Source organism: Streptomyces sp. ATCC 21386 (genome assembly GCF_018728545.1).
In the GTDB taxonomy this organism is placed as follows: domain Bacteria; phylum Actinomycetota; class Actinomycetes; order Streptomycetales; family Streptomycetaceae; genus Streptomyces.
Window position 1 is genome coordinate 9,594,216 of record NZ_JAAVVL010000001.1, and the last position, 25,747, is coordinate 9,619,962.

Here is a 25,747-nt window from a genome sequence, read left to right on the forward strand (position 1 = left end):
GTGAGTAGTGAGTAGTGAGTAGCGAGCGACGGGGGCAGCGTGGCCCGCCGTCGGCGAGCCCGCCCGTTCCTCGCGGTCGCCGGTCGGTGCGTGGTCGGGACCGTATTTCGGGTAACCGGCACCGCATGGGTGATGTACTCGTCGGAACCTGCTCCTGGACCGACCGCGCGCTGCTGGCCAGCGGCTGGTACCCACGCGGCCATCGCGACCCCGAGCCCCGACTCCGCTACTACGCCGAGCAGTTCCCGGTCGTCGAGGTGGATTCCGGCTACTACGCCCTGCCCAGCCGCCGCAACAGCCTGCTGTGGTCCGAGCGGACCCCGCCCGGATTCCGCTTCGACGTCAGGGCGTTCTCCCTTCTCACCGGCCACCCGACCCGCCCGGCGGCCCTCCCCGCAGACCTGCGGGAGTCCTTGGGGGCCGAGCTGCGCCGCGGGGCCCCCGCCGCCGTACTGGACCGGGTCTGGGAGCGGTTCGCCCACGCCATCGAGCCGTTGCGGGCGGCGGGGCGGCTGGGAACGGTGCTCTTCCAGTTCCCGCCGTGGTTCGCGCCGGGCCGAGTGCCGGAGGGGGCGGACGGGCAGGGGCCGGGGAGGACCGCTCTCAGCACGTCGGAGCAGACTTCCCGACGAAGCACGTCGGTGCCGAGCACTTCCGGGAGCACGCCGTTGCCGAGGACTTCGGGGAGCACGTCGTCGGTGCGGGCTTCGCGGAGCACGTCGGTGCGGGCCTCCGGGAGGCTCGCCGAGAGGACTCCGGAACAGACGCTGGAGGAGTGTGCCGAGCGTACGGCCGGCTGGCCCGTCTCGGTCGAGTTCCGGCACCCGGCTTGGTGGCAGGGCGAACAGGCCGACCGTACGGCGGCGTTACTCGCCCGGCTCGGCTTCGTCGCCGTGGGGGTCGACATGGCCCAGGGCCTGGAGTCCTCCGTGCGGCCCTTCGTCCCCGTCACCTCCCCGGATCTCGCCGTCGTACGGTTCCACGGCCGCAGCCCGGCCTGGGGCACCGGCAGCAAGGAGGACCGCTTCCGGTACGCGTACTCCGAGGCCGAACTGCGCGCGTGGGCACCCCGGTTGCGGGAGGCCGCCGAACAGGTCGACGAACTGCACGTCCTCTTCAACAACTGCTGCGCCGACGCGGCCGTGAGGGCGGCGGAGACGATGCGGCGGGTGCTCGACCCGACATGACATGAACCCGCCGCCACCGCAAAGACCACCGAGCGCGACCGGACAGGCCACCGAGAGGCCGGAGGCCTACGGAGAGGCCACCGGTCGGGTCCTAGCTCACCCGTACCGACTTCTCCACCGTGACCTGGTCGATGTCCGTCGTGCGGACCGTGAGCTTCATCGTCCACTTGCCGGGCAGGGGGAGTTGAAGGGTGTCCGTGGCCCAGTAGCCGCCACGGTCGGTGAGCTTCGCGTCGATCGGGCCGATCTTCTGTGACTTCAGGGTGAAGGTGAGACGCAGTTCCGGGACGGTGGCGATGCCGTCGTCGGGGCCGAAGACCACGGCCTGCACGGAGTTCTTGCCCACCCGCCCCGGGCCGAGGTCGATCTGGACCTTGCCCTGGCCGTTCGGGGTGCCGACGTCGAAGGGGACCGTCGACGAGGAGGCCGTGACCCCGCCGGCCGCCTGCCCCGCGCTCGCGTCGGCGATCTCCGCCGCCGCCCGCCCCGGCAGGGTCCCCGTCAGCACGGTGGTGATCACCAGCACGACGACCGCGACGGTGAACTCCGCGAGCACGGAACGCCTCAGCCCGCGGCGCAGATCGCCGGGGGAGTCCTCGGAAGACAGTGAGGTGGAGGAAGAGGTGGGGGTGGAGGAAGAGGTGGGGGTGGACGAGGGTTCCGAGGAGCCGGAGGTGTCGGACGAGCCCTCGTCATCCCCCTGATCGCCGGCGCCGCCCGAAGCCCGGTCGGCGGTGTCGTCGGAAGCGTCGGTCGCTTCGCCGGCTCCCACCCGCTCTGGCACCCGCTCGGGCACCCCCGCCGTCACCTTCACCGCCGCCGAGACCGCCACAGCCGCCGGCACGGCCGCGGCCGCCTGCTCAGGAACCTCGCCCGACTCACGCGCCTCGCCCGACTCACGCGCCTCGCCCTGCTCACGGACCTCACTCCGCTCTCGCCCTTCGGCCGCCCTCAGCCGACCCGTCCAGCGGCGCGAGAACGCCGCCCCCGCCAGCAGAAGCAGCACCGCCACCAGCTTGGCGACGAGGACCTCCCCGTACGCCGTGGAGGTGAAGGCGGACCAGGAGCCGAGGCCGCGCCAGGACTGGTAGACGCCCGTCACGACCAGGACGACCACCGAGACGAAGGCCAGCCGGGAGAACCGGTGGACCACGGCGGCCGTCAGCGTCCTCGGCGCCCGGTACAGGACGGTCAGCAATGCGGTCAGCCCGCCCAACCAGAGGGCCATGGCGAGCAGATGCAGCACGGAGGAGGTCATCGCGACCGGCACCTGGATACCGGCGGAGGCGTGCTCCGCGGCCGCCCAGGTCCCGGCGAGACCGACGGAGAGCAGCGCCCCGCAGGCGAGCGCGCCCTTCCCCCACTCCTGCCGGTCCCCCTGACGACGTAGGCGTACGAGGAGGAGGGCGGCCACCGCGAGCAGCCCCAGCCGTGCCAGCAGCGCGAGTCCCGGCCGGCTGACCAGCGTGTCGCGCAGCAGGGAGAGGTCGAGGGCGGCCCCGATCCCACTGCCCCGCTCGTACGGCCCACGGAGCAGCAGCAGGGCCACCGAGGCCAGCAGCAGGGCCAGCCAGCCGGACAGCAGCAGCTTGCGCAGCACCTCGCTCGGCCCGCCGAGCACGACCGCCAGGAAGAAGGTCACGCCGATGAGCAGGGCGAGGGCGCCGTACGCGAAGTAGCGGGTGATGTCGTAGAAGGATGAGGTGAGCGGGTCCTCGGTGAGGTCGGCGGGAAGCGCCGCGGCGGTCGCGGAGGGCTCGCCGATGGAGAAGATCAGGGCGCCCGAGATGGGGTGACTGTCGGCCGAGATCACCCGCCAGGCGATCGTGTACGTGCCGTCGCCGAGGTCGGTGGGCAGGGTGACCCGAGCCGTGTCGGCCCGGCCGCCCGCGCGCCCCGGCTTGCCCGTGTCGACCGCCCGGTTCTCCGGGTCGATGACGCGGAGGGAGTCCTCCAGGAGGCTTACCGACTCGGTGAAGCGGAGGGTGATGTCCCGGGGAGCGGCGTCGAGGACGCTTCCGTCGACGGGATCGCTTCCCTTGAGGGCGGCGTGCGCGGACGCGGTACCCGCCCCGCCGAGGAGGAACAGGACCAGCACGGTGCCCAGCAGCACCAGGCGCTGAACCCCTCGGGCCCGTCGACCGACCGGCCCTCCGCCCCGTCCGGCGCCCCGGCCTTCGACCCGCCCCCCGAGAGAGCCCGCCGCCCGGCCTCCGGATCCGCCGGTGGCCCCGCCGGTTCCGTCATGTCGCCTCACGCCTCTGTCCTCGCCACGGGTCTCGACCGGTGGCCGTTCCCGACGCCGTTGCCGTTCCCGCTCCCAGTCCCGTTCCGGGGTTCGGGTACGGCCTTCGCCCCAGCCCCTGGCCCTGTCGTCGACGGGGTCGTTGTACCTGCCTCGGTCCACGTAGTGCTCCGGATCCACGGTCGCCGGCTCTCGGACTCCTCGAACAGGTACGCACACCACGAACGCCGCGTTCAACGCGATCCGCACCCTCCGCTCCAGCCCCGACAACGTCACGCCACGTCACGTCACCCCACGTCCGCCATGTCCCGCCCCTACGCCCGCCCCAGTTCCCCTATCTCCGTGGCCCGGTCCGGGTACAGCCGAGCCAGCTCCGCGGCGTCCCCGTGCTCGTAGCCCTCGTAGGTGAACCCCGGCGCCATCGTGCACCCGAACAAGGTCCAGCCCGCACCACCGCCGGCGCCACCCCCAGCGCCCAGGACCCGCGCCCCCATCCAGGTCCCCGCGGGCACGACGTACTGCACGTGCTGTCCGTCGAGCACGTCCGGCCCGAGGACGACGATCCGCGAGGACCCGTCCGGGGCGAGCAGCAGCATCCGCAGCGGATCGCCGAGGTGGAAGTGCCAGATCTCGTCGCCGGGCAGCCGGTGCAGGGCGGAGTAGTCGCCGGGTTCGGTGGTGAGCAGGGCGACGATCGCGGTCCCCTCGGGCCGGCCGTCAGCCCGCTCGGGCCCGGCCCACGTCTGACGGAAACGTCCGCCCTCGCGCGGTATGGGCTCCAACTCGTAGTGCGCTATGAGGTCTTCGGGAGTCATCCGCCCGAGGTTACGCCCACCATCCGAACTACCGACCGAACACGGTCTCCCGCCGCAGGAAGGCCAATCGGGCCCGCTTCTCGGGCAGATACACCTCCGGCAGATCGATCTCCGGCAGTACGACGGCCGGCCCGGCCTCGAACCCCTGCCGGGTGAACCGCGCGATCGCCCTCTCGTTCCGCTCGTCGGGGTCGACGACGACCCGCCGCCGGTCCAGCCCGACGAACACGTACGACGTGAAGGCCGCGAGCACCGCGGACGACCACCCCGGCCGCGCTCCCGCCTCCCCGGCGGGCGCCAGCAGCACATGGACGCCGATGTCCCCGGGCTGGACGTCGTAGCACTCGCCGACCCGGTCGGCCTCGGGCTCGTACGTCTGCAGCAGTCCGACGGGCTCGCCGTCGCGCACCGCGAGGTAGGCGTGGTGCGTGTCGAAGGCCTCCAGGCCCTCGTAGATCTCCCGGACCTGCTCCTCGGTGAGGCCGTTCATGCCCCAGAACGCGGCCCGCGGTTCTCGCACCCAGCCGTGCACCACGGCGGCGTCGGCCTTCGCGTCCAACGGCAGGATCCGCACGGTCCCGAACCCGTCCACCTCCTGCTCGTACACGGCCGCACGACCGGCGTACGACGCACGGGCCCCCTCGGGCTCAACGGTCATGGCCCCCTGGGGCTCAACGGTCATGGCGCTTCTCCTCGCTGCTGTGGTCGATGTCGCCGTCGACCTCGTCGACGGCGTTGTCCTCGTCGACGTCGTTGTCCTCGTCGACGTCGTTGTCCTCGTCGTCCTTGGTGAACCGGTCCCAGTCCGTGACGACCGGTACGAGATCTCCCCTGAGCCACAGGGGCAGTTGATCGCGGTGGTGAGGCGACCCGCCGACGCCGGACGCCCCGAACGGCACCACCCAGAGGCTGTCCTCGCGTCGGGCCAGATCCCAGACGTACCGGGCGGCGGGCCCCCGTGCGCTGAGGTCGGTGATGCCGGGGACCGCGGAGGTGCAGAGCACACAGTCGTGATCACCGGCGAGCCCCGGCTCGGCGGCGAGGGGCGGACGGCCGTCAGCACCGTCACCAGGACGCACGTCAGCATCGTCGCCAGGACGCCCATCCCTGCCGCCGTCCGGGAGCGCACGCCATGGCACGAGCCTGTGGCTGTCGCCCCAGCGTCCCGTGTGGAGGCCGGCAACCTCCTCCAGCGCCTCCCGTACGAGCACGCCCCTGTCGATCCCGTACAACTCCTCGGCCCGCAGCAGATGTTCGAGCGCGAACCCGATCCGCACGGTCAGCGACAGCCACGGGCGAAATACCTCGGGGTACGTCGGCGGCACCGCGAGCGCCGCGAAGGCGGGCTCCGCGGCGAGCCGCCGTACGACGGCCCCCCGCAAGGCCGCGTACGCCGCCGCGTCGACACTGTCGGCCTCCATCCGCCGATCCCACCGGAGCAGCCGCTCGCGCAGCGCGGCCGCGGCGGGGTCGGTGGTGGTGACGGCGTCCACAAACTCCAACAGGGGCTCGGCGGAGGCCAGATGGGTGTCCATGTGGATCGCGGGCATGTCCTCGGCGGACCACACCCGCTTCTCGTCCAGCAGCGCGCGAATACGTCCCGCCCGGTGCGGCGGGGCGAACTCGACACCCAACGGGGTCGCCGGACCACGCTGGTTGGCCATCACCGCGACACCGTCCTCGAACGTGCCGTACGGCGTCTCGTGCCACCCTTCCCACGCGTGCCCCGGTTCCCAGGCCGCGACCACCCGCGTCCGGTTGTCCTGGCTCCGCACCGGCACCCGGCCCGCCACCCGGTGCAGCACCCCGCCCCGGGTGTCCGCGGCCTGCACGACGTTCACCGGCTCGGCCCACCGGTCGAACGCGCGGTCCACGTCGGCGACCTCACGGGCCCGGAGGAGTGGCAGAAGCGCCTCGATCCCGAGTTCCCCGGTGACCCGCGGCGGATAGCGGAGGCTGAGGGGACCGACCGGCTCGGAGTCACCCGGAGCAGGGGCGGTGTCGAGGCCCCCGATGACGACCGGCCCCCGAGCGGTCTCGATCACCTCGACCTCGACGGGCTCCCCGCCCGCGACCTCGATGACCTCCACGTGCCGGTGCGCGGCCCGCCACACCCCGTCGGGGTCCAGCGCCTCGACGACTCCTCCACCCTCCCCTGCCCGGGGCCGGCGGCCGGCCTCCTCGCGCATCCTCACCCGCAGCCGCTCCCGGTACAGATCCTGGTAGTCGGCCATGGCGTTGGTGATGGCCCAGGCCACGTCGCCGGTGTGACCGAAGTGGGCGATGCCCGGCATACCCGGGACGGCGAGGCCGACGACGTCGAACTCGGGGCAGGAGAGGTGGATCTGCTGGTAGACCCCGGGCTCCTCGATGAACCGGTGCGGATCACCGGCGATGACGGCCTGTCCGGTGGCCGTCCGGGAACCGTCGACGAGCCACCCGTTGCTGCCGGAGGTGGCGGGCCCGTCGGTGGCGAAGAGCCCGATCGCGTCGGCGCCGAGATGCCGTACGGCCTCCTCGCGCCAGAGCTTGGCGGGGAACCCGGCGAACAGGATGTGCGTGGCGATCCAGACCCCGAGCGGGTGCCAGGCCTCCCAGCGCCCAGGTACGAGCCCGGCACGAGTGAACTCGGGCGCGCGCCGGGCGCCCTCGACGAGTCCGTCGTTCACGCCCTCCACGTACGCGCGGACCCAGTCGGCGCTCTCCGGATCCGTACGCTCCAGCCGGGCGAAGCATCTTCGGGCCGTGTCCGCCAGACGCGCCTGTCTCGCGAACCGGTCCCAGCCGAGGGAGTCCACGCCGAGGAAGGCGGCCGAGGTGCCCTGCACGCGGTGGCGTTCGACCTCCAGCTGCCAGGCCCGGTCGAGGGCCGTGACCCGGCCCTGGGCGCGGGCGAGGGCGAGGGCGTCGGCGGCGCGCAGATGCGGAATGCCCCAGGCATCACGGAAGATCCCGTACGCCGCCTGACTCGCATGGCTCGAAGGGCTCGCATGGTTCGCGTGGCTCGCGTGGCTCGCGTGGCTCGCGTGGCTCGCGTGGCTCGCGTGGCTCGCGTGGCTCGCGTGGTTCGCGTGGCTCGCGTGGCTTGAATCGCTCCCCGGAGCATGCCCCCGCACACCGCTGGTGTCCCGCATCTCTATATCCTGCCTGTGGTTTAGGTTAGCCTCACCTAAGCAATCGGTGATCAAAGCGTACGTGAAGGGTGCAGAAGCCATGGGGCAGGGGCACGGTTGGGAGGGGGCGGTCCTCAAACTGCTCCGGGGCAAGGACTTCGTCCTCACGGTGACCGGTGCGGAACAAGTCACCGAGCACTACCGCCGGATCCACGTCACCGACGGCGGCATGCTCGCGGCCACCGGCGTCCATCCGACGATGTGGGTCCGCCTCTGGTTCGACGCCGCCGGCAAACCGCACCAGCGGGCGTACACCCTGGTGGACCCCGACCCGGCGGCCGGCACCTTCAGCCTGGAGTTCGCCCTCCACGACGGCCACGCCAGCGACTGGGCTCGCGCCGCGAAACCGGGTGACACCATCGAGGCCACGGTCCAGGGCACCGCCTTCTCCGACCCGGACCCGGCCCCCTCCCACCTCCTCGTCATCGGCGACCCGGCCTCCCTCCCCGCCATCAACTCCCTCCTCACCGCCCTCCCTTCGGCCCCGGCGACGATCTGGTTCGAGACCCCTTCTACGGACACGGGGCCGACGCTGGAGGCGCGGGCCTCGGGGCCGGTGGGGGCGGCCAGGACGACCGGCTCAGGGACGAAAGCCGACGCGGGGCCGGACGGCGGCCCGGGGCCGGACAGCGGCCCGGGGCGTGAGAGCGGCTCGGGGCCGGGCGCCGTCACTGGCACGGAGGGCCTCCCCTTCCGCGTCGATCCCTCCCGCCACGACGTCCGCCCGATCTCCCGGCAGGACGCCGGCGCCCGACTGATCGCCCAGGTGAAGGCCGACGCCCCCGCCCTGCTCACCGCCACCCCCGACCCCTACGTCTGGATCGCCTGCGACACGGCGACGACCCGTTCCCTGACGGCGCACTTCCGCAAGGAACTGGGCCTGCCGAAGCAGCGCATCCACGCCCTCGGCTACTGGCGTCCCTGACCACGCCCGACACCCCCACCTCCCCACACACACGACCGCGCCCCGGTCCGTCGCCCCGGTGAAGCCGATCGGGGCCGGGCTGCGGCTCGGCGGACGACAGGTGATCATCGGGGCATGAACGTCACCCTTCACCTCGCCCAGGATCCCGAGGCGGACGACCTCCTCGGCCGCAGTCCCCTCGCCGCGCTGGTCGGCATGCTGCTGGACCAGCAAGTACCGATGGAGTGGGCGTTCAAGGGCCCCTGGACCATCGCCCAACGCCTCGGCGCCGACGACCTGGACGCCCACGAGATCGCGGCGACCGATCCGGAGTCCTTCGCCGCGCTGCTGTCCACCAAGCCCGCGGTCCACCGCTACCCGGGCTCCATGGCGAAGCGGATCCAGCAGCTGTGCCAGTACCTCGTCGAGCACTACGACGGTGACGCGAGCGCGGTCTGGCAGGACGTGACGACCGGCGAGGAGCTCCTCTCCCGCCTCGAATCCCTCCCCGGCTTCGGCCACCAGAAGGCCCAGATCTTCCTGGCCCTCCTCGGGAAGCAACTCGGCGTCCACCCCACCGGCTGGCGCGAGGCCGCAGGCTCGTACGGCGACCCCGACTCCTTCCGCTCCGTGGCCGACATCAAGGGACCCGACTCCCTGGCCAAGGTGCGCGCGCACAAACAGGAGATGAAGGCAGCGGCCAAAGCCGCGAAGGCCTCCGGCAAGTAACGGGGCGCCTGGTCACCCCCCGGCAACCTGACATAGACCGGAGCCGACCAGCACTGGGGGGCCGAGAAACCCCGGGCTCGCGAGGCCGAAAGACCGAGAACTCGGGAGGCCAGGAGGCCGAGGGCCAGGAGGCCGAGGGCCCGGAGGCCAGGGCCCGGAGGCCGAGGGCCCGGAGGCCAGGGCCCGGAAGGACCGGAGGCTCGGAAGGACCGGAGGCTCGGAAGGACCGGAGGCTCGGAAGGACCGGAGGCTCGGGACTCGCGGGCTTGGGGACCGGGGGCAGGCGCCCCGGGGGCGGGCGCTCGGGGGCTCGGACCTCGTACGCCGACCGGGCGGATTCCCGGCTTCGCGCGGTACACGTGCACCCGCCCCTGGAAAACATCCCCCGTGCACCCCATCGCCCGCTCCCGCCCCACGGACACCCCGCGTGTCCGGGTCAGGCGGTACGCCCGGCGCAGGGTCTGGCTGAGGGTGCTCGCGCTGACCATCGCCCTGCTCGTCCCCACCGCCCACGCCGCCGCCCACGCCGCCCCCTCGCTCCCGCTCACGCTGTCGAGCGAACTCCCCGCGGCCGAGTGCGACCTGCTCGAGAGCGCCCCCCGGCCCCAGACCCGCCACGCGCCCCGCCCGGTCGCCCCACCGCGTGCGGCCCCGGTCAGGTCCCCCCGCCCCTCGCCGACGCCCTCGCCCGGCCACCACCTCCACCCCGCCCCACCCTGGCCCGGGCACACGTACGCCCTGCACGTCCTGCGCTCCGTGGTCCTGCGCTGCTGAGCGAGCCCCCGGCTCACTCGACCCACAGACCACACCTCAAGCACAGGACAGGAGACCCCCCATGCCCGCAGACCACTACACGGTCCTTCGCGCGCTCCTCCAGGCAGAGGCCCATCGCAGCGCCCCCGCCACCAAGCCGGAATCCGAACGGACATCCGAACGCTCCCGGGCCGGCGACAGCGACAAGCAGCCGCGGCGGGACCCGAACCACGGCTGACCCGACGCCGATCCCGTCAACTCACCCAGGTGAAGCGCCCTGTACCCCACCAGCTCCAGGGCGTTCACCCTCCACGCGCACCTATAGCCCGGCCGAAATCAGGGCTTTCCCGGCGAAGACCGGGACAACCACGGATGGGCGGCCCACGAGCGCGGAGAATCCCCGACGTCCCGCACAGCGCCCCCTTCGCGCCCCCAAATGGCCCCACCGAGCGCCCTTGACCACCACCGAACCCCCACAGAATGACCCTTTTGCACCACTTCGCGGCGCCTTTTCGGGGGTCGCACTCCGTCGCCATGGCTGCGCCCGGAACGTCTGGGCCGGTAGGCTTTCCGTGTGATCTTCAAGCGCATCGGAAACGGCCGGCCGTACCCCGACCACGGCCGGGAAAGCACCCGGCAGTGGGCGGACGTCGCGCCGCGCCCGGTCCGCCTCGATCAGCTCGTGACGACCAAGGGGCAGTTGGACCTGGAGACCCTCCTCGCCGAGGACTCCACCTTCTACGGCGACCTCTTCGCGCACGTGGTGAAGTGGCAGGGCGATCTGTACCTGGAGGACGGCCTCCACCGCGCGGTCCGCGCCGCCCTCCAACAACGCCAGGTGCTGCACGCGCGCGTCCTCGAACTGGACTAGCCCTTCGCGGTCGGCGGCTCCTCACCCGCGCCCTCACCCGCACCCGCGCCTGCCCGACCGCCCGTCGGCCTGCCAGCCCGTAGGCCTGCCAGGCCTTTGGCCCCACCCCCCATCGGCCTTTGGCCCCACCGCCTGACGGCCCATCGCCCTCTGGCCCGTCCGGCCGTCGGCCCTTTGTCCCGTCCGCCCGTTGGCCCGTTGGCCCTTTCGGGTTGGACTGCAGCGCGGTGAATGATCATCTAGTAGGCATCGCCGTCCAACGGCACTACGCTGCGCCCATGAGCATGCTGACTCCTCCCGGCATGGGCGGCCAGTACCGGATCACGGGGGACAAGTACCCGAGGCTGCGCCGGCCCAGGAGGCGCCGCAGGCTCGTCCTCGCGGTCGTCGCGTCCACGGCCGCGCTCGGCCTCGTCGGCTGGGGAACCCTGCAGCTCATCGACGTCTTCAGCGGCGACGGGGACCAGGCCTCGGCGGCCGGTCCCAAGGCCGACTGCGCGACCCGGGTGAGCCCGTCCCCGAAGGCGAGCGGATCGGCCGGGAAGTCCGGCAAGGCCGACAGGGGCAAGGCCGACAGGGCCGACAAGCCCGGCGCGTCCGTGAACGGCTTCCCCGCGCCCGGCAAGATCACCGTCAACGTCCTCAACGCCACGCCCCGCGCGGGCCTCGCCAAGGACACCGCCGACGAGCTGAAGAAGCGCGGCTTCCGCATCGGCAACGTGGGCAACGCGACCGAGGAGTACGACAAGAAGGTCAAGGGCGCCGCGCTCCTGCTCGGCGCGAAGGCCGCCGAGGACGCGGCGCTGCCGGTTCTCAACACACAGCTCACCGGAGCGCGGCTGAAGACCGACGGTCGTACGAAGGCCACCGAGGTGGACCTGATCATCGGTACCGGCTTCAAGGCCCTCAGCAAGCAGAAGGACGCCGACAAGGCAATGGCCGAACTGACCAGCCCCGAGCCGACGCCCACCACGACAAGGACCTGCTGAGGCGGAACCCCGCTCCGGCTACTCGGCGGCGCCGTACAGCCGGTCGCCCGCGTCTCCCAGTCCCGGCACGATGTAGCCGTGCTCGTTGAGGCGCTCGTCGACCGCGGCCGTCACGACCGTCACCGGGGCGCCGGCCAGCTCACGTTCCATGACCTCGACACCCTCGGGGGCGGCGAGGAGCACCACGGCGGTCACGTCGTCGGCGCCACGGGCGATCAGCTCACGGATCGCGGCGACGAGGGTGCCGCCGGTCGCGAGCATGGGGTCGAGGACGTACACCTGACGCCCGGAGAGATCCTCCGGCATGCGGGTGGCGTACGTGGAGGCCTCCAGCGTCTCCTCGTTGCGGATCATGCCCAGGAAGCCCACCTCGGCGGTCGGCAGCAGCCGGACCATGCCGTCGAGCATGCCGAGGCCGGCCCGCAGGATCGGCACGACGAGCGGGCGGGGGTGGGAGAGCTTGACGCCGGTGGTCGCGGCGACCGGCGTCGTGATGTCGACGAGCTCGGTGCGCACGTCCCGCGTGGCCTCGTAGGCGAGCAGGGTGACCAGTTCGTCGGCGAGACGACGGAAGGTCGGGGAGTCGGTGCGCCGGTCGCGCAGCGTGGTGAGCTTGTGAGCGACCAGGGGGTGGTCGACGACATGGAGACGCATGTCCACAACAGTAACCGGGGCGGCACGCGCGAGCGCCCCCGCACGGTCCGCCCTTCCCGATGGCATCAAACCCGCCATCGGAGGGAAAGTGGGATGAACAGAGCGGCGCCCGAACGAGCCGAGACCCGACGTTCGCCCACTCCGGAACCGCCGCCGATCAGCAGCCGACGGCCGAGCGGGGGCACATGACCGACAAGCCAGCACGAAGGGCGGGCGGGACCGCGCGGACCAGGGGTGGACCGGCCGAGGCACCCCGCGGAGGCGGGCAGGCGTCGGACCGTGCGACCCAGGGGGTTGAGGAGATGGCGGGAGCGGCCGAAAGCACACGCGAGACCGGCTCGGAGAGCGACGCGGCGCGACGGCGGCGGCGAGCGCAGTTCCTGCGGGAGCTGACGGAGGCGCGGGAGCTGCGCGACCGCGTCCAGCCCCGCCGCGCCAAGGCCGCGCGCCTGCGCCACGCCATGCGCATGCGCACGTTCCGCTGGTGACCCGGGGCACCCCGCCCTCCGGGCCCTTCCTCCGGCCCTCGCCCCGCTCCACCGCCGTCTCCGGCCCTCCGCGGATGCGCCCGTGGGGGCCCATGTGTCGGGTTCGTGGGGTATGAGTGGAGCGTTCACGGGGTGGTCGTGCATATGCGGCCAGGAACTGCGCGTACGATCCGCTGGTGGCGGCAACAGGTGCGCAGGTGAACGGCGGGCCCACCGGCGATCAAAAGAGCCGGACACAGGGGGCCGAAGACGTCCCCTGTGCGCTCTGTTTCTGCCACGATTCCGAGTGGGTGGGGCTCGGACCGCAAGCCTCCCCACCCACAACCTCCGCCGGGGGGACCCCCGACCGGCACACCTATGACCAGTGGGAGAGTCACGGTGTACTTCGCCGCACTGCTCGCGCGCACCGAAGACGGGTGGGAAGCGAGCGACACAGAGCTCGACGATGTGGAAACCCTGTCGGATCTGGCCGACCTGGCCCGTGAAGCCTCGCCCGACGACGACACGGTGCTGGTGCTCATCGAGCAGGAGGACGCGTGGTTCGGCGTCGTCCGCATCGATGGCGAGGACGACCCTCGTATCTACGTGTCGGACGCCGCCGCCGCTGCCCGCAGCAGCTACGGCGAGATCCTGCTCACCGACGAACTGCTCGGGAGGGAGCCCGGCGACGACGACGCCGACCTGGAATCCCTCGACCTGGACGGGACGGAGGACGGCGAGCCGGACGACGATGACGACGACACGGGCGCCGAGGCCGTTCCGCACAGCCCCGTCGGCGACACCGAGATCCTCGACGACCTGGGAGTGAGCGAGAAGGAGCTGCGTGCTCTCGACGCCGACGACGCCCTCAGCTCGATCGCCGAGGCCCTCGGAGCGTCGGAAGTCCTGGAGACGGTCCGCTGACTCCGCCGCACCCGCCGGGGGTCTTCCCCTGGTGACCGAGGCAGCGGGCGCGACCGGTGCGGACGCATCGGCCGGGACCGATCCCGTGCGCGACCGGTGGCGGGCCGCGATGCGGCTCGCCCTGGTCGAGGCCGGGCGGGCCGCCGAGGGCGGTGACGTCCCGGTCGGCGCGGTCGTCCTGGCCCCGGACGGCACGACCGTACTGGCCACCGGGCACAACGAACGCGAGGCGACCGGCGACCCCACCGCGCACGCGGAGGTGCTCGCCGTCCGCCGCGCCGCCGCGGCTTTGAGAGATACAGCGGCGCGAAGCGCCTCCGGCAAGGGAGGTGGCGGGACACGGGCGGGCGGCGAGTGGCGGCTCACCGGCTGCACCCTGGTCGTCACCCTCGAACCCTGCACGATGTGCGCGGGCGCCCTGGTGCAGTCGAGGGTCGACCGCGTCGTCTACGGGGCGCGCGACGAGAAGGCCGGAGCCGCCGGCTCCCTCTGGGACGTCGTACGCGACCGTCGTCTCAACCACCGCCCCGAGGTCGTCGAGGGTGTCCTCGCCGACGACTGCGCCCGCCTTCTCACCGACTTCTTCCGCACCCGCTGAGCCCGGCCGGCACCGGGCTGCGCCCCCGCCCGATACCGATTTCAAAGCACGCCCCACCTTGCTGTAAGGTCTCCCTCGGTAGCGTGTCCGAGCGGCCGAAGGAGCTCGCCTCGAAAGCGAGTGTGGCGCAAGTCACCGAGGGTTCAAATCCCTCCGCTACCGCTGGAGAAGGGCCCCGCCGTCAGACGGGGCCCTTCCTGCGTTCTCCCGCTCCGCCGCCTCTCCTGCGAACGCATGATCGGGTTACACTCGCCGCCGACAAAGAGGGACCCATGGGGGCCCACAGGGCACAAGAGGCGGGGGAGGCCGCGGTGGCGGTGCAGGGGAAGAAGATCGCACTGTACGTGCTCGTGGTCTTCGTGCTCTACGTGATCATCACTGACCCGGCCAAGGCCGCCGACTACGTCCAGATAGGGTTCGAGGGCGTCTCGAACGCCGCCCAGGCCATCGGCGACTTCTTCACCTGGCTCGCCGACGGGGCTCAGTAGGCCGCCGGCCCCGGCAGCCGCACCCCAGCACCTCGTACGACCACTCCGGAGCGCCCATGATCCGCCACCTGGTCCTCTTCAAGCTCAACGAGGGCGTCGAGCGCGACGACCCGCGGGTCGTGCAGGGTGTGGACGCGTTCCGCGCGCTCGACGGCACCATCGGCGAGATCCGCTTCTGGGAGCTGGGCTGGAACGTCAGTGACCGCCCCGTCGCCTACGACTTCGCGATCAACTCCGCGTTCGACGACGCGGACGCGCTGCGGACGTACGTCGAGCACCCGGACCACCAGGCGGGCGTGGCGCTGTGGCGCGAGTTCGCGACGTGGATCATCGCCGACTACGAGTTCTGAGCCGCGCCCGCTCGCACGGAGCCGCACCTTCTCGTTCTCAGCCGCACCCGCTCGCACCGAGCCCGGCCCCTTCGATCTCGACCGCGCCCGCTCGTGCTGCGCCGCAACCGCTTCCGCGGTGCCGCCTTCACCCTTCCCCGGCGCCTTCCGGTGTTCGTTCCTCACGTCTTCTCCGCCCCGCGCTCCGCAGCGCGGGGCTTTTTTCTCAACACGGCGATATGCGGTGCTTGATCACAGTGCACATGTCTTGTGATGCTATGACCGCTTTTGACGGTTGAGTTGATGGATGAAGAGGTGGCGTTGACCGTGTCGGCCAGTACTGCGCCTCCCCAGGAAGACGTCCCCGCTCCCGATGCCGCACCGGCCCAGGTCACCAGCCAGGCCACGGCCCCCGCCCCGGAGAAACGTCGCGGCGCCGACACCCGGGCCCTCACCCAGGTTCTGTTCGGCGAGCTGAAGCATCTGGCGCCGGGCACTCCGGAGCACAACCGCGTGCGCGGGGCGCTCATCGAGGCGAACCTCCCGCTCGTGCGCTACGCGGCCGCCCGCTTCCGCTCCCGCAACGAGCCCATGGAGGACGTGGTCCAGGTCGGCACCATCGGACTGATCAACGCGATCGACCGCTTCGACCCCGACCGCGGCGTGCAGTTCCCGACCTTCGCCATGCCGACCGTCGTCGGGGAGATCAAGCGGTACTTCCGCGACAACGTCCGCACGGTCCACGTCCCGCGCCGGCTGCACGAGTTGTGGGTCCAGGTGAACAGCGCGACCGAGGACCTCACCACCGCCTTCGGCCGCACCCCCTCGACCGCGGAGATCGCCGAGCGGCTGCGCATCACCGAGGAGGAGGTCCTGTCCTGCATCGAGGCGGGCCGCTCGTACCACGCGACCTCGCTGGAGGCCGCGCAGGAGGGCGACGGGCTGCCAGGGCTGCTCGACCGCCTCGGCTACGAGGACCCCGAACTCGACGGGGTCGAGCACCGCGATCTCGTACGGCACCTCCTCGTCCAACTCCCCGAACGCGAGCAGCGGATCCTGCTGCTCCGCTACTACAGCAACCTGACGCAGTCGCAGATCAGCGCGGAACTGGGGGTCTCCCAGATGCATGTGTCGCGGCTGCTGGCGCGGAGCTTCGCGCGACTGCGGTCGGCCAACCGGATCGAGGTGTAGCGCTCCGACCCGGCCGCCGGGCGCCTCCTTGCCTGCCGGGTTCATGACCGTCCGCGGGTGCGCGTACGGTCGGGGCCGCTCGCGCAGTTCCCCGCGCCCTTCAAGGCGTTCACGCGTGACCCTCGGTAACAAGGAACCGCCCGCCCCTTCCCGGATGGACCATGGGGCACGCGGGGCGCACGATGGCAGGCGGGGCGCACAGAATCGGCCAGCGGTACGCGTGCGCAGGCCATGGGCGTGACCGAATGCGCTGTCGAGATGTCACCGGTGAGAGCGAATCGCTCATTGACGCTCTTTCAGGTCGATCACCTCTGAAATCCCATCAGAACGCCTTTTTCTAGGGCCTATTCACCCTCCCCATGTCGACATGTCACTACATCGCGTTGCCGACGTGTGACATTCTTCCCCCAGCGCGTTTGCCGTGGCCTCGCCGCCGGTATTCAGGTGGAGGCTGCGTTCCTTACGACGGGAGCGTCCGCCGCGACCGTCCGCGACCCAAAGGGGGTGGCATGTCCGCAGACCAGGGCAGCTCGAAGGTGCTCACGCTCGCCAAGAGCGAGACCGCGCCCGACGCTATCCAGGCCCCTCAGGACCTTCAGGCGCTCGAGGGCCTTCCCGGTCCCCAGGCTCCGCCGGCGTCTGAGTTCCCGGCCTTGTCGGCCTCGGCGAACATCGACACCCGCACCCTGTCCCGCTCCCTGTTCCTGCGGCTCGCCGCGTTGGACGAGAACAGCCCCGAGCGCGCCTACGTCCGGGACACCCTGATCGAGCTCAACCTCCCGCTGGTGCGTTACGCCGCCGCACGTTTCCGGTCGCGCAACGAACCGATGGAGGACATCGTCCAGGTCGGCACGATCGGCCTGATCAAGGCGATCGACCGCTTCGACTGCGAACGGGGCGTGGAGTTCCCGACGTTCGCGATGCCGACGGTCGTGGGCGAGATCAAGCGCTTCTTCCGCGACACGTCATGGTCGGTCCGGGTGCCGCGGCGGCTGCAGGAGCTGCGGCTGGCGCTCACCAAGGCCAGTGACGAGCTCTCGCAGAAGCTCGACCGCTCGCCGACGGTCACCGAGCTCGCCGCGGTGCTGGGCGTCTCGGAGGAGGACGTGGTCGACGGCCTCGCCGTCGGCAACGCGTACACGGCATCCTCGCTCGACTCCCCGGCCCCCGAGGACGACGGCGGCGAGGGCTCCCTCGCGGACCGCCTCGGCTACGAGGACACGGCGCTGGAGGGCGTGGAGTACCGGGAGTCCCTGAAGCCGCTGCTGGCCAAGCTGCCGCCGCGCGAGCGCCGGATCATCATGCTCCGGTTCTTCGCGAACATGACGCAGTCCCAGATCGGCGAAGAGGTCGGCATCTCCCAGATGCACGTCTCCCGGCTCCTGACCCGGACCCTGGCGCAGCTCCGCGAGGGCCTGATCTCCGACTGAGGCCGCGTCGGCCACGCGTTGACACGTGACCGCCGGGTTGCCGAGTTCCAGGGCAGCCCGGCGGTCGGTGCGTGCGGGCGCCCACCTGACTGCCGGCGCGTACGCGGTTGCCGGGTGCGGTGCGTTGGCGGGTGCGGGTGGTTCGTGGTTGCTCGCGCAGTTCCCCACGCCCCTGAACAGGCCCTGCGGGCCTGAAGCCGGCGGCAGCGGGACTGCGGCGGATGAAAAGCACGGGGCGCAGCCCCTGCTTTTCAGGGGCGCGGGGAACTGCGCGAGAAGCCCCACCGGGCCCGCGGCCGCCAACGCACCGCACCGCCACCGCCCCCGCACGCGCCAGGCACCGACAGGCACCGGCAGGCACCGGCAGGCACCGGCAGGCACCGGCAGCCCACCTACAGCCTCACGCCAGCGCGAGCCACACCACCGCGGCCACCACCGCGACCGCCGCGATCACGCCGACGATCACGCCGACCCGCGGCCCGGAGGGCCCGGTCGCGGCGGCCCGTCGGCCCCCCGCCGGCGTCTCGTCGACGAAGGCGCGGAACATCTGCGTGCTCCCCGCGGGGTCGTAGTTGCCCTGGGGGTTCTGGTTGTCGGCCATGGCCCGAGACCTTAGCGAATCCGGCAGGACGCGCCCAAGCGGGGTTGTCCGCCCGGGAGACTCCGAACGTTTCCCTTTGCCAAGACTTGGGCCGCACGAATCCGATTTCATTTGCCTGCAGCAACCATCCAGTCCTATGGTTGCCCTAAGCAACAAAGCAGGAAGGGCTCCATGGCCGGGCAAGCGCACTACGAGGAGCTGGCCCGTCAGCTCAGCGCCGTCGGGGCCGTCAAACGGGAGATCGCACGGATGCTGCCGCACGAGTGCCCCGGCGGATCGGCGGGAGTCCTGACGCTGCTCGGCCGGCACGGCGAGATGCGGATGAGCAGGCTCGCCGAGCTGCTCTCCGTCGACATGTCGGTGACCAGCCGACACGTCGCGCACGTCGCCGAGCGGGGCTGGATCGAACGCCTCCCCGACCCGGCGGACAAACGCTCACGCATCCTGCGCCTGACCCCCGAGGGCCGGGCCGTGGTCACCGAGCTGTACCGGCGCACCAGTCGGCTGATGGCCGCCCGGCTGAGCGACTGGTCCGACGACGAGGTCGGACAACTGACCCGGCTCCTGGGCCGCCTGCGGGAGAGCTTCGACGCCCCGGCGCCGACCCGGACGCCGACCCAACCGACCCGCACGTCCGTATAGCGGCCGAGTTCGCCGAGTTCGCCGAGTTCGCCGAGAGCAGCCGAGTTCGGCCGAGAGCGCGGACGACCCGTGGGTCCGCGACGCGGCGGCCACCACCACAACCCGTACACCCGCAAAGACCCGTAGGAGTAGGAAGCCCCATGGCAACGACCACACCAGCCGGTGTGCGGGCTCACGCCAAGCACGGTGGAGGACCCGCCAAGGGTGCTCCCCACAGCGGTGGCGACCACGCCCCGATGACCCACCGGCAGATCATGGAAGCGCTGACCGGGCTGCTGCTCGGCATGTTCGTGGCGATCCTGTCGTCGACGATCGTGTCGAACGCGCTGCCGGACATCATCAAGGACCTCGGCGGCGGCCAGAGCGCGTACACCTGGGTGGTGACCGCGTCGCTGCTGGCGATGACCGCGTCCACCCCGTTGTGGGGCAAGCTCGCCGACCTGTTCTCCAAGAAGCTGCTGATCCAGCTCGCGCTCGTGATCTTCGTGCTGGGGTCGGCGGCCGCCGGACTCTCGCAGAACGCCGGGATGCTCATCGGCTTCCGCGCGGTCCAGGGCATCGGCATGGGCGGGCTCTCCTCGCTGGCCCAGATCATCCTCGCGGCGATGATCTCCCCGCGTGAGCGCGGCCGGTACAACGGCTACCTCGGCGCCACCTTCGCCACCGCCATGGTCGGCGGTCCGCTGGTCGGCGGTGTCATCACCGACACCAGCTGGCTCGGCTGGCGCTGGTGCTTCTACGTCGGCGTCCCCTTCGCCGTCATCGCCCTGATCGTGCTCCAGCGGACCCTGCACCTGCCGGTCGTCAAGCGCAAGGTGAAGGTCGACTGGGCCGGCGCGTTCCTCATCACCGCCGCGGTCTGCCTGCTGCTGATCTGGGTGACGTTCGCCGGTGACAAGTACGACTGGGTGTCGTGGCAGACGTACGCGATGGTCGGCGGCACGGTTGTGCTGCTGGGGCTCTTCCTCCTCGTCGAGTCGAGGGCGAGCGAGCCGATCATCCCGCTGCGGCTGTTCCGCAACCGGACGATCACCCTGGCCTCGCTGGCCTCGCTCTTCGTCGGCGTCGCGATGTTCTCCGGCACCATCTTCTTCAGCCAGTACTTCCAGCTGGCCCGCGACAAGTCCCCGACCATGTCCGGCGTCCTGACCATCCCGATGATCGCCGGTCTGTTCGTCTCCTCGACCGTCTCCGGGCAGGTCATCACCCGTACCGGCCGCTGGAAGGCCTGGCTGCTCGCCGGCAGTGTGCTGGTCACCGCGGGCCTCGGCCTGCTGGGCACCCTCCGCCACGACACCCCGTACTGGCACGTGGCGATCTTCATGGCGCTGCTCGGGCTCGGCGTCGGCATGATGATGCAGAACCTGGTGCTGTGCACCCAGAACCAGGTCGCCCCCGGCGACCTCGGCGCCGCCAGCTCCACCGTCACCTTCTTCCGCTCCCTCGGCGGCGCGATCGGCGTCTCGGCGCTGGGCGCGGTGCTGAGCCACCGGATCACGCACTACGCCGAGGAGGGCCTCGCCAAGCTCGGGGTCTCCGGCTCGGGCTCGGGCCACGGTGAGATCCCCGACCTGGACGCGCTGCCCGCGCCGATCCGTACGGTCATGGAGAGCGCCTACGGCCACGGCATCGGAGACGTCTTCCTCTACGCCGCCCCCTTCGCCGTCCTCGCGCTCCTCTTCTCCCTCTTCATCAAGGAGGTCCCGCTCAGGACCACCGGAGCGCTCGCCCAGGCGGCCCAGGCGACCGACGCGACCCGGCCGACCGAGGCGGTCCCGGCCGAGACTCCGGCCACGGTGTCCGCCGGCTCCGCCACCGCCGACGCACCCCGGGCGGCGGCAACGGCAACGGCAACGGCCTCGACCGCGGTCGCCCCGGTCACGGGCGCCGGCGGCGGCATCCCCGTACGGGGGCAGGTCCGCGGGGCCGAGGGCGTGCCCGTGCCGCGGGCCGCCGTCACCCTGATCTCGCTCGGCGGGCGGCAGCTCGGCCGTTCGGTCGCGGGGGCCGACGGGGCCTACGCGGTGGACGCGCCCGCCGCCGGGTCGTACGTCCTGATCGCGGCCGCCGACGGGTTCCAGCCGCAGGCGTCCACGGTCGTCGTGCACGACGAGCCGGTCGCGTACGACATCCTGCTCAGCGGGACCAGCGGGCTGAGCGGTGTGGTGCGGGCCGCCGAGGCCGGACAGGGCGTGAAGGACGCCATGGTCGTCGTGACCGATGTGCGCGGCGACGTGCTGGCCAGTGGAGTCACCGGTGAACAGGGCGAGTTCGGCTTCGGCGAGCTGGTGCCGGGCGGGGTGACCGTCGCGGTGAACGCCCCCGGGTTCCGCCCGCGTGCCCTGCCCGTCGAGGTCGGCGGCACCGGGATCACCCGGATCGAGATCGCCCTGGAGGCCGGCGCCCGGCTCCAGGGGGTCGTACGGGCGCCGGGCGGGGTGCTGGCCGACGCCCGCGTGACCCTCGTCGACGCGGCGGGCAACGTGGTCGGCACCGCCACCACCGGCACGGACGGGGCGTATGCCTTCACCGACCTGGACGGCGGCGAGTACACGGTCATCGCGACCGGTTACCCGCCCGTGGCCACGGCCCTGACGGTCAGCGGCCCCGGCGTCGACGGCCACGACATCGAACTCGCGCACCCCGGCGAGTAGTCCGGGCCTCGGGCCTTCGGGCCGATGACAGTTGAACCACCGGCCGGTGGAGCCTCCCCCCGCTCCACCGGCCGGTCGCATGCTGAGGAGTTGACCGACATGGGACCGACAGGACAGGCAGAACCGTCAGGACAGACACGGCCCATCGGGCGGGCCGGGCTGACCGCGAGGATTCGTACCCGGGACGGCTGGGCCGTGTCGCACGCGGTCGTCACCGTGACGGACATGACCGGTACGCAGGTGCTGCGGGCCGAGGCGGACACCGAGGGGGTCGTGAACGACCCCACGCCGCTCGCGCCGGGCGCGTACACGGTGATCGTGACGGCGGTCGGCCACACGCCGATGGCCTCCAGCGCCCTGGTGACAGCAAGCGGGCGGGCGGAGGTCGGTACGGTCACGATGAACCGGCTGGGCGGTACCGAACTGCCCCCGTCCGGGCCCTGGACCGTCGACCCCGCCCACTCCTCCGTCGCCGCCGTGGCCCAGCACCTCGGGATCTCCAGCGTCCACGGCCGCTTCACCGACTTCGCGGCCTCCGTCGAGATCGCCCCGGCCCCCGACGAGGGGACCAAGTCCCGGGTGGAGGCGGTGATCCGGGCCGCCTCGATCGACACAGGGAACGCGACCCGGGACCAGCACCTGCGCTCCCCGGACTTCCTCGACGTCGAACGGCACCCCGAGATCACCTATGTCTCGACCGGCCTCACGCCCGTCGGCCCTGACCGGTGGACCGTCCACGGCGAGCTGGGCATGCGCGGGGTCGTACGGCCGGTCGACCTGGACCTGGCGTACCTGGGCACCGGCGCGGACCCGTGGGGAGGCACTCGCGCCGCGTTCCGGGCCACCGCCGAACTCCGTCGTGCGGACTTCGCCATGAACTACAACCAGGTGGTGCAGGCGGGGATCGCGGCCATCGGCACGACCTTGAGGGTCGAGCTGGACGTACAAGCGGTGCAGGGCGGCGCGTAGCGTGCCCTGCAGGGGCGCGGGGACCTGCGCGAACAACCCCAACGCACCGGCAGCCGCCGAACCGCAGTACCCCTCGAGCTATTCGGCTCCCCCGGCCCTACGCTGAGCGCATGGCACGGAACATCGCGACCAACACGTCGGTCTCCCTCGAAGAACTGCTCGACTTCGTACGCCCCCGGCACCGGGCGCTCCTGCTCACCCGGCGGTCCGACGGCAGCCCTCAAGCCTCCCCGCTGACCTGCGGTGTCGACGACTCGGGCCGGATCGTGGTCTCCACGTATCCCGAGCGGGCCAAGACCAGGAACGCCAAGCGGGACGAGCGTGTGAGCGTCGTCGTGCTGAGCGACGACTGGGACGGCCCCTGGGTGCAGATCGACGGCACGGCCGAGGTCATCGACTCGCCGGACTCGGTCGAGCCCCTGGTGGAGTACTTCCGCAACATCTCGGGCGAGCACCCGGACTGGGACGAGTACCGCGAGGCGATGATCAAGCAGGGCAAGTCGATCATCCGGATCACCCCGGTGAGGTGGGGACCGGTGGCCACCGGCGGCTTCCCGGCACGGCTGGCGCAGTAGCGCCCTCGTCACCGTCGCCGTCCCCGTCGAGCGCTCCTCACCCCCTCGTCGCCATCACCTCGATGCCGGCGACGAGGGTGTCCAGGGCGTAGACGAAGTCGCGTTCGCGCATCTCCTCGACGGTCTCACCGCCGCGGGCCTCCATGAGGGCGGCGGAGTGCTGGATGACCTCATGGGGTGCGAGGGAGTCGGACACGGCGCTCATGGCCGCGCGGAAGTACTCCTCCTGGGTCATCCCGGCCGCGGCGGCGCGCTGCGCGAAATGGCCCTCGATGGTGCCGAAGCCGTACACGAACTGGAAGACCGCCGCGATGGCACCGGCCTGGCCGCGCGCCGGCAGCCCGGTGCGGCGGATCACGCGCTGCACGGCGAGCGAGAAGTCCAGTGAGCGCGGGCCGATGTTGAGGAAGGTGCCGGCGAGGGGCGAGACCCAGGGGTGGCGGACCAGGACCGCCCGGTACTCCCCGGCCAGCGTGCGCAGTTGGTCCCGCCAGTCCTCGTCGGAGTCGGGCGGGGGAAGCCGCATCTCGTCGAAGATCTGGTCGAGGGCCAGTTCCAGCAGGTCGTCCTTGGTGTCCACGTACCAGTAGACCGACATCGCCGTCACGTTCAGCTCGGCCGCCAGCCGCCGCATCGAGAACTTGGCGAGCCCCTCGGCGTCCAGCAGCCGCACGGCCGCCACGATGATCCGCTCCCGGTCCAGCCCCGAGGGCTGTCCGCCCCGCCCGCCCCGCGCCTTCTCGTCCAGCCACACACTGGCCCGCGCGGAACCTCCGGACCGACCGGCTCCCTTCACCATGACGCACCTTCCGAGAACGGCTTCCTCTGTTTCTCCGCCGGTGACGATGCTAGGCGGATGCCACCGTGGGGAGGGGCCTGCGCCTTTCAGGGCGCGCGGGAGGGCCGCGTAGCGCGCCCTCCAGGGGCGCGGGGCTGTATCGATGTGCGACTCCACCGCGTGGGCGCGAGCAACCACGAACGACCCGCGGCCGCCCGACAACAGGACCCCCGCCCTATGAGGCGCCCACCAACTCCCGCTCCCCCTTCTCCGCCCTGCGCAGCAGCCCCGCAGCCACCAACCCCCCGAGCAGCACAGCCACCGCCCCCACCACCAGGCTCGTCTCCACTCCGGCGGAGAACGCCGACACCATCGCGGCCCGCTCGGCAGCCGTGTCCGCGCCCGCCAACGCCGCCGGCAGCGACGCCGCCGCCACCGAGACCAGCGCCGCGAACCGCGAGTTGAGCACGGCCCCCAACACCGCCACGCCCAGCCCCGTGCCGAACTCCGCGAGCGTGCCGTTGATCCCGGCGCCCACCCCCGCCTTGGCCGGCGGGATCGCGCTCATGATCGCGTGCGCCATCGCGGGGTTGGCGACCGCGCAGCCCACCCCGATCAGCACCAGCCCGAGCAGTGTCCCGGCGTAACCGCCGGAGGCCATCGTGGCGATGGAGACCAGCCCGCCCGACATCAGCACCATCCCCAGCGCGATGGACAGCGGCATCCCGAGCTTCGCCGTCCACTTCGCCGACAGCCCCGAGAAGTTGAGGGCGACGACGACCAGGGCGAGCGGCGCGGTGCGCAGTCCCGCCTCCAACGCGTCGTAGCCGAGCACGAACTGCAGATGCTGGGTGAGGAGGAAGAGCGCGCCTCCCATGCCGAAGGTGATGAGGACGGCCCCGGCGACGGCCCCGGTGAAGCGGCGGTCGCGGAAGAACTGCAGGTCCAGCATGGGATAGGGGATGCGGCTCTCCCAGTACGCGAAGGCCGTGAGGACGACCGCGGCGACGGCGGCCGTGGCGAGCACGCGGCCCGACGTCCAGCCGTGTTCGGGGCCCGAGATGATCGCGTAGACGAGGGCGGTCATACCGACGGTCGACAGCAGCGCGCCCAGCAGGTCCGGCCGGTCGCCCTGGGGATTCTTCGACTCGGGGACCAGCGCGATCACGGCCACCACGCCGAGCGCGGCGACCGGCAGGTTGATCAGGAAGATGGCGCCCCACCAGAAGTGACCGAGCATGAAACCACCGAGGAGGGGGCCGGCCGCGAAGCCGAGCGCGTTGACCGCCGCCCAGATGCCGATCGCCCTCGGCTGCTCCTCGGGCGTGAAGATCTGCATGGCGACGGCGAGGGTCGTGGTCAGCAGCAGCGCGCCGCCGACACCCATCCCGGCTCGCGCCGCGATCAACTGCCCCGTGGACTGGGCGAGTCCGGCCACGAGCGAGCCGATGCCGAACAGCACCAGACCCGCGATCAGCATCTTCTTGCGGCCGTAGCGGTCGGCCGCGCTGCCGGCGGTGAGCAGCAGCCCCGACTGCACCAGCGAGTACGCGTTGATCATCCACTGGATGTCCGAGGTGGCCGCCCCCAACTCCTCGGTGAGGGACGGGATCGCCACGTTCAGGACGGTGTTGTCCAGCAGCACGGTCAGCTGCGCGAGACAGATGACACCGAGGATGATCCAGCGCTGTGGGTGCCCCTGGGTGGTGGGGGCGGCAGGGGCGGCGGGGGTCGACATGTTGTACACCGTAGAACAGTTCTTATACGGCGTACAACGCGGT

At 71.8% G+C, this 25,747-nt stretch carries 26 protein-coding genes and 1 tRNA gene; 19 read left to right on the plus strand and 8 right to left on the minus strand.

Annotation, left to right across the window (positions count from 1 at the left end; translation table 11 throughout):
• Positions 1–125: 125 nt before the first annotated feature.
• Positions 126–1,187: a DUF72 domain-containing protein gene (locus GWK25_RS41320; RefSeq protein ID WP_215456757.1), complete on the plus strand. Its 1,062-nt coding sequence runs from the start codon at positions 126–128 to the stop codon at positions 1,185–1,187.
• Positions 1,188–1,278: 91 nt separating this feature from the next.
• On the opposite strand, the gene GWK25_RS41325 is transcribed toward GWK25_RS41320, so the two are convergent.
• From GWK25_RS41325 to GWK25_RS41340, 4 genes are all read right to left on the minus strand, one after another.
• Positions 1,279–3,300, minus strand: coding sequence for a copper resistance CopC/CopD family protein (locus GWK25_RS41325; RefSeq protein ID WP_215456759.1), 2,022 nt, complete (start codon positions 3,298–3,300; stop codon positions 1,279–1,281).
• A 446-nt stretch (positions 3,301–3,746) separates the two neighbouring features.
• Complete coding sequence (locus GWK25_RS41330; RefSeq protein WP_215456761.1) at positions 3,747–4,247, minus strand: cupin domain-containing protein; 501 nt, start codon at positions 4,245–4,247, stop codon at positions 3,747–3,749.
• A gap of 28 nt (positions 4,248–4,275) precedes the next feature.
• The gene (locus tag GWK25_RS41335) at positions 4,276–4,905 is read right to left on the minus strand and encodes a GNAT family N-acetyltransferase (RefSeq protein ID WP_215457933.1); all 630 of its coding nucleotides are present in this window, start codon (positions 4,903–4,905) and stop codon (positions 4,276–4,278) included.
• 13 nt (positions 4,906–4,918) lie between these two features.
• Positions 4,919–7,381, minus strand: coding sequence for a penicillin acylase family protein (locus tag GWK25_RS41340; protein ID WP_251829268.1), 2,463 nt, complete (start codon positions 7,379–7,381; stop codon positions 4,919–4,921).
• A 79-nt stretch (positions 7,382–7,460) separates the two neighbouring features.
• Here GWK25_RS41340 and GWK25_RS41345 point away from each other — a divergent pair, with 79 nt between their 5' ends.
• The 6 genes from GWK25_RS41345 (at position 7,461) to GWK25_RS41370 (ending at position 11,666) form a co-directional block, all read left to right on the plus strand.
• Positions 7,461–8,345: a siderophore-interacting protein gene (locus GWK25_RS41345; protein ID WP_215456763.1), complete on the plus strand. Its 885-nt coding sequence runs from the start codon at positions 7,461–7,463 to the stop codon at positions 8,343–8,345.
• A gap of 114 nt (positions 8,346–8,459) precedes the next feature.
• The gene (locus GWK25_RS41350) at positions 8,460–9,053 is read left to right on the plus strand and encodes an HhH-GPD-type base excision DNA repair protein (protein ID WP_215456765.1); all 594 of its coding nucleotides are present in this window, start codon (positions 8,460–8,462) and stop codon (positions 9,051–9,053) included.
• 387 nt (positions 9,054–9,440) lie between these two features.
• Positions 9,441–9,827, plus strand: coding sequence for a hypothetical protein (locus tag GWK25_RS41355; protein WP_215456767.1), 387 nt, complete (start codon positions 9,441–9,443; stop codon positions 9,825–9,827).
• Between the two features lie 61 nt (positions 9,828–9,888).
• On the plus strand, positions 9,889–10,044 hold the full coding sequence (locus GWK25_RS41360; protein WP_215456769.1) for a hypothetical protein: 156 nt from the start codon (positions 9,889–9,891) through the stop codon (positions 10,042–10,044).
• Between the two features lie 336 nt (positions 10,045–10,380).
• Positions 10,381–10,677 (plus strand): type II toxin-antitoxin system VapB family antitoxin, encoded by a 297-nt coding sequence (locus GWK25_RS41365; protein ID WP_003999914.1) that lies wholly within the window; start codon positions 10,381–10,383, stop codon positions 10,675–10,677.
• 302 nt (positions 10,678–10,979) lie between these two features.
• Positions 10,980–11,666, plus strand: coding sequence for a LytR C-terminal domain-containing protein (locus tag GWK25_RS41370; RefSeq protein WP_215457935.1), 687 nt, complete (start codon positions 10,980–10,982; stop codon positions 11,664–11,666).
• Between the two features lie 18 nt (positions 11,667–11,684).
• Here GWK25_RS41370 and upp read toward each other — a convergent pair whose 3' ends face one another.
• Positions 11,685–12,320: a uracil phosphoribosyltransferase gene (upp, locus tag GWK25_RS41375; RefSeq protein WP_215456771.1), complete on the minus strand. Its 636-nt coding sequence runs from the start codon at positions 12,318–12,320 to the stop codon at positions 11,685–11,687.
• A 302-nt stretch (positions 12,321–12,622) separates the two neighbouring features.
• Between upp and GWK25_RS41380 the strand changes: the two genes are divergently transcribed.
• From GWK25_RS41380 to GWK25_RS41415, 8 genes are all read left to right on the plus strand, one after another.
• Positions 12,623–12,808 carry a hypothetical protein gene (locus tag GWK25_RS41380; RefSeq protein ID WP_184898289.1) on the plus strand — a complete coding sequence of 62 codons (186 nt, stop codon included), beginning with the start codon at positions 12,623–12,625 and terminating at the stop codon, positions 12,806–12,808.
• 378 nt (positions 12,809–13,186) lie between these two features.
• Positions 13,187–13,711 (plus strand): hypothetical protein, encoded by a 525-nt coding sequence (locus tag GWK25_RS41385; RefSeq protein ID WP_215457937.1) that lies wholly within the window; start codon positions 13,187–13,189, stop codon positions 13,709–13,711.
• Between the two features lie 109 nt (positions 13,712–13,820).
• Complete coding sequence (locus GWK25_RS41390; protein ID WP_215457936.1) at positions 13,821–14,309, plus strand: nucleoside deaminase; 489 nt, start codon at positions 13,821–13,823, stop codon at positions 14,307–14,309.
• A gap of 77 nt (positions 14,310–14,386) precedes the next feature.
• Positions 14,387–14,471 (plus strand) — tRNA-Ser (locus GWK25_RS41395).
• A 110-nt stretch (positions 14,472–14,581) separates the two neighbouring features.
• Positions 14,582–14,797 (plus strand): hypothetical protein, encoded by a 216-nt coding sequence (locus GWK25_RS41400; protein WP_215457986.1) that lies wholly within the window; start codon positions 14,582–14,584, stop codon positions 14,795–14,797.
• Positions 14,798–14,853: 56 nt separating this feature from the next.
• Positions 14,854–15,147 carry a Dabb family protein gene (locus tag GWK25_RS41405; protein WP_215456772.1) on the plus strand — a complete coding sequence of 98 codons (294 nt, stop codon included), beginning with the start codon at positions 14,854–14,856 and terminating at the stop codon, positions 15,145–15,147.
• A 282-nt stretch (positions 15,148–15,429) separates the two neighbouring features.
• Positions 15,430–16,317 (plus strand): RNA polymerase sigma factor SigF, encoded by an 888-nt coding sequence (locus tag GWK25_RS41410; RefSeq protein ID WP_184892100.1) that lies wholly within the window; start codon positions 15,430–15,432, stop codon positions 16,315–16,317.
• Positions 16,318–16,826: 509 nt separating this feature from the next.
• A complete protein-coding gene (locus GWK25_RS41415) occupies positions 16,827–17,747 on the plus strand; it encodes an RNA polymerase sigma factor SigF (RefSeq protein ID WP_215456774.1) in 921 nt (306 codons plus the stop codon).
• Between the two features lie 400 nt (positions 17,748–18,147).
• On the opposite strand, the gene GWK25_RS41420 is transcribed toward GWK25_RS41415, so the two are convergent.
• A complete protein-coding gene (locus GWK25_RS41420) occupies positions 18,148–18,348 on the minus strand; it encodes a hypothetical protein (RefSeq protein ID WP_215456775.1) in 201 nt (66 codons plus the stop codon).
• Positions 18,349–18,519: 171 nt separating this feature from the next.
• On the opposite strand from GWK25_RS41420, the gene GWK25_RS41425 reads away from it, so the two are divergent.
• From GWK25_RS41425 to GWK25_RS41440, 4 genes are all read left to right on the plus strand, one after another.
• On the plus strand, positions 18,520–18,990 hold the full coding sequence (locus tag GWK25_RS41425; protein ID WP_215456776.1) for a MarR family winged helix-turn-helix transcriptional regulator: 471 nt from the start codon (positions 18,520–18,522) through the stop codon (positions 18,988–18,990).
• A gap of 140 nt (positions 18,991–19,130) precedes the next feature.
• A complete protein-coding gene (locus tag GWK25_RS41430) occupies positions 19,131–21,644 on the plus strand; it encodes an MFS transporter (protein ID WP_215456777.1) in 2,514 nt (837 codons plus the stop codon).
• 99 nt (positions 21,645–21,743) lie between these two features.
• Positions 21,744–22,613, plus strand: a complete 870-nt coding sequence (locus GWK25_RS41435) for a YceI family protein (RefSeq protein ID WP_215456778.1) — start codon at positions 21,744–21,746, stop codon at positions 22,611–22,613.
• A gap of 110 nt (positions 22,614–22,723) precedes the next feature.
• Positions 22,724–23,188 carry a PPOX class F420-dependent oxidoreductase gene (locus GWK25_RS41440; protein ID WP_215456779.1) on the plus strand — a complete coding sequence of 155 codons (465 nt, stop codon included), beginning with the start codon at positions 22,724–22,726 and terminating at the stop codon, positions 23,186–23,188.
• A 37-nt stretch (positions 23,189–23,225) separates the two neighbouring features.
• Here the strand turns inward: GWK25_RS41440 and GWK25_RS41445 are convergent, their stop codons facing one another.
• Complete coding sequence (locus GWK25_RS41445; RefSeq protein WP_215456781.1) at positions 23,226–23,987, minus strand: TetR/AcrR family transcriptional regulator; 762 nt, start codon at positions 23,985–23,987, stop codon at positions 23,226–23,228.
• A 214-nt stretch (positions 23,988–24,201) separates the two neighbouring features.
• Positions 24,202–25,704 (minus strand): MFS transporter, encoded by a 1,503-nt coding sequence (locus GWK25_RS41450; RefSeq protein ID WP_215456782.1) that lies wholly within the window; start codon positions 25,702–25,704, stop codon positions 24,202–24,204.
• Positions 25,705–25,747: the final 43 nt, after the last annotated feature.

Bases quoted from the DNA above. Each gene is read 5' to 3' on its own strand.
- GWK25_RS41320 (WP_215456757.1), top strand. From the start codon at position 126: ATGGGTGATGTACTCGTCGGAACCTGCTCCTGGACCGACCGCGCGCTG.
- GWK25_RS41330 (WP_215456761.1), bottom strand. From the start codon at position 4,247: ATGACTCCCGAAGACCTCATAGCGCACTACGAGTTGGAGCCCATACCG.
- GWK25_RS41335 (WP_215457933.1), bottom strand. From the start codon at position 4,905: ATGACCGTTGAGCCCGAGGGGGCCCGTGCGTCGTACGCCGGTCGTGCG.
- GWK25_RS41340 (WP_251829268.1), bottom strand. From the start codon at position 7,381: ATGCGGGACACCAGCGGTGTGCGGGGGCATGCTCCGGGGAGCGATTCA.
- GWK25_RS41345 (WP_215456763.1), top strand. From the start codon at position 7,461: ATGGGGCAGGGGCACGGTTGGGAGGGGGCGGTCCTCAAACTGCTCCGG.
- GWK25_RS41350 (WP_215456765.1), top strand. From the start codon at position 8,460: ATGAACGTCACCCTTCACCTCGCCCAGGATCCCGAGGCGGACGACCTC.
- GWK25_RS41360 (WP_215456769.1), top strand. From the start codon at position 9,889: ATGCCCGCAGACCACTACACGGTCCTTCGCGCGCTCCTCCAGGCAGAG.
- GWK25_RS41370 (WP_215457935.1), top strand. From the start codon at position 10,980: ATGGGCGGCCAGTACCGGATCACGGGGGACAAGTACCCGAGGCTGCGC.
- upp (WP_215456771.1), bottom strand. From the start codon at position 12,320: ATGCGTCTCCATGTCGTCGACCACCCCCTGGTCGCTCACAAGCTCACC.
- GWK25_RS41380 (WP_184898289.1), top strand. From the start codon at position 12,623: ATGGCGGGAGCGGCCGAAAGCACACGCGAGACCGGCTCGGAGAGCGAC.
- GWK25_RS41390 (WP_215457936.1), top strand. From the start codon at position 13,821: ATGCGGCTCGCCCTGGTCGAGGCCGGGCGGGCCGCCGAGGGCGGTGAC.
- GWK25_RS41400 (WP_215457986.1), top strand. From the start codon at position 14,582: ATGGGGGCCCACAGGGCACAAGAGGCGGGGGAGGCCGCGGTGGCGGTG.
- GWK25_RS41405 (WP_215456772.1), top strand. From the start codon at position 14,854: ATGATCCGCCACCTGGTCCTCTTCAAGCTCAACGAGGGCGTCGAGCGC.
- GWK25_RS41410 (WP_184892100.1), top strand. From the start codon at position 15,430: ATGGATGAAGAGGTGGCGTTGACCGTGTCGGCCAGTACTGCGCCTCCC.
- GWK25_RS41415 (WP_215456774.1), top strand. From the start codon at position 16,827: ATGTCCGCAGACCAGGGCAGCTCGAAGGTGCTCACGCTCGCCAAGAGC.
- GWK25_RS41420 (WP_215456775.1), bottom strand. From the start codon at position 18,348: ATGGCCGACAACCAGAACCCCCAGGGCAACTACGACCCCGCGGGGAGC.
- GWK25_RS41425 (WP_215456776.1), top strand. From the start codon at position 18,520: ATGGCCGGGCAAGCGCACTACGAGGAGCTGGCCCGTCAGCTCAGCGCC.
- GWK25_RS41430 (WP_215456777.1), top strand. From the start codon at position 19,131: ATGGCAACGACCACACCAGCCGGTGTGCGGGCTCACGCCAAGCACGGT.
- GWK25_RS41435 (WP_215456778.1), top strand. From the start codon at position 21,744: ATGGGACCGACAGGACAGGCAGAACCGTCAGGACAGACACGGCCCATC.
- GWK25_RS41440 (WP_215456779.1), top strand. From the start codon at position 22,724: ATGGCACGGAACATCGCGACCAACACGTCGGTCTCCCTCGAAGAACTG.
- GWK25_RS41445 (WP_215456781.1), bottom strand. From the start codon at position 23,987: ATGGTGAAGGGAGCCGGTCGGTCCGGAGGTTCCGCGCGGGCCAGTGTG.
- GWK25_RS41450 (WP_215456782.1), bottom strand. From the start codon at position 25,704: ATGTCGACCCCCGCCGCCCCTGCCGCCCCCACCACCCAGGGGCACCCA.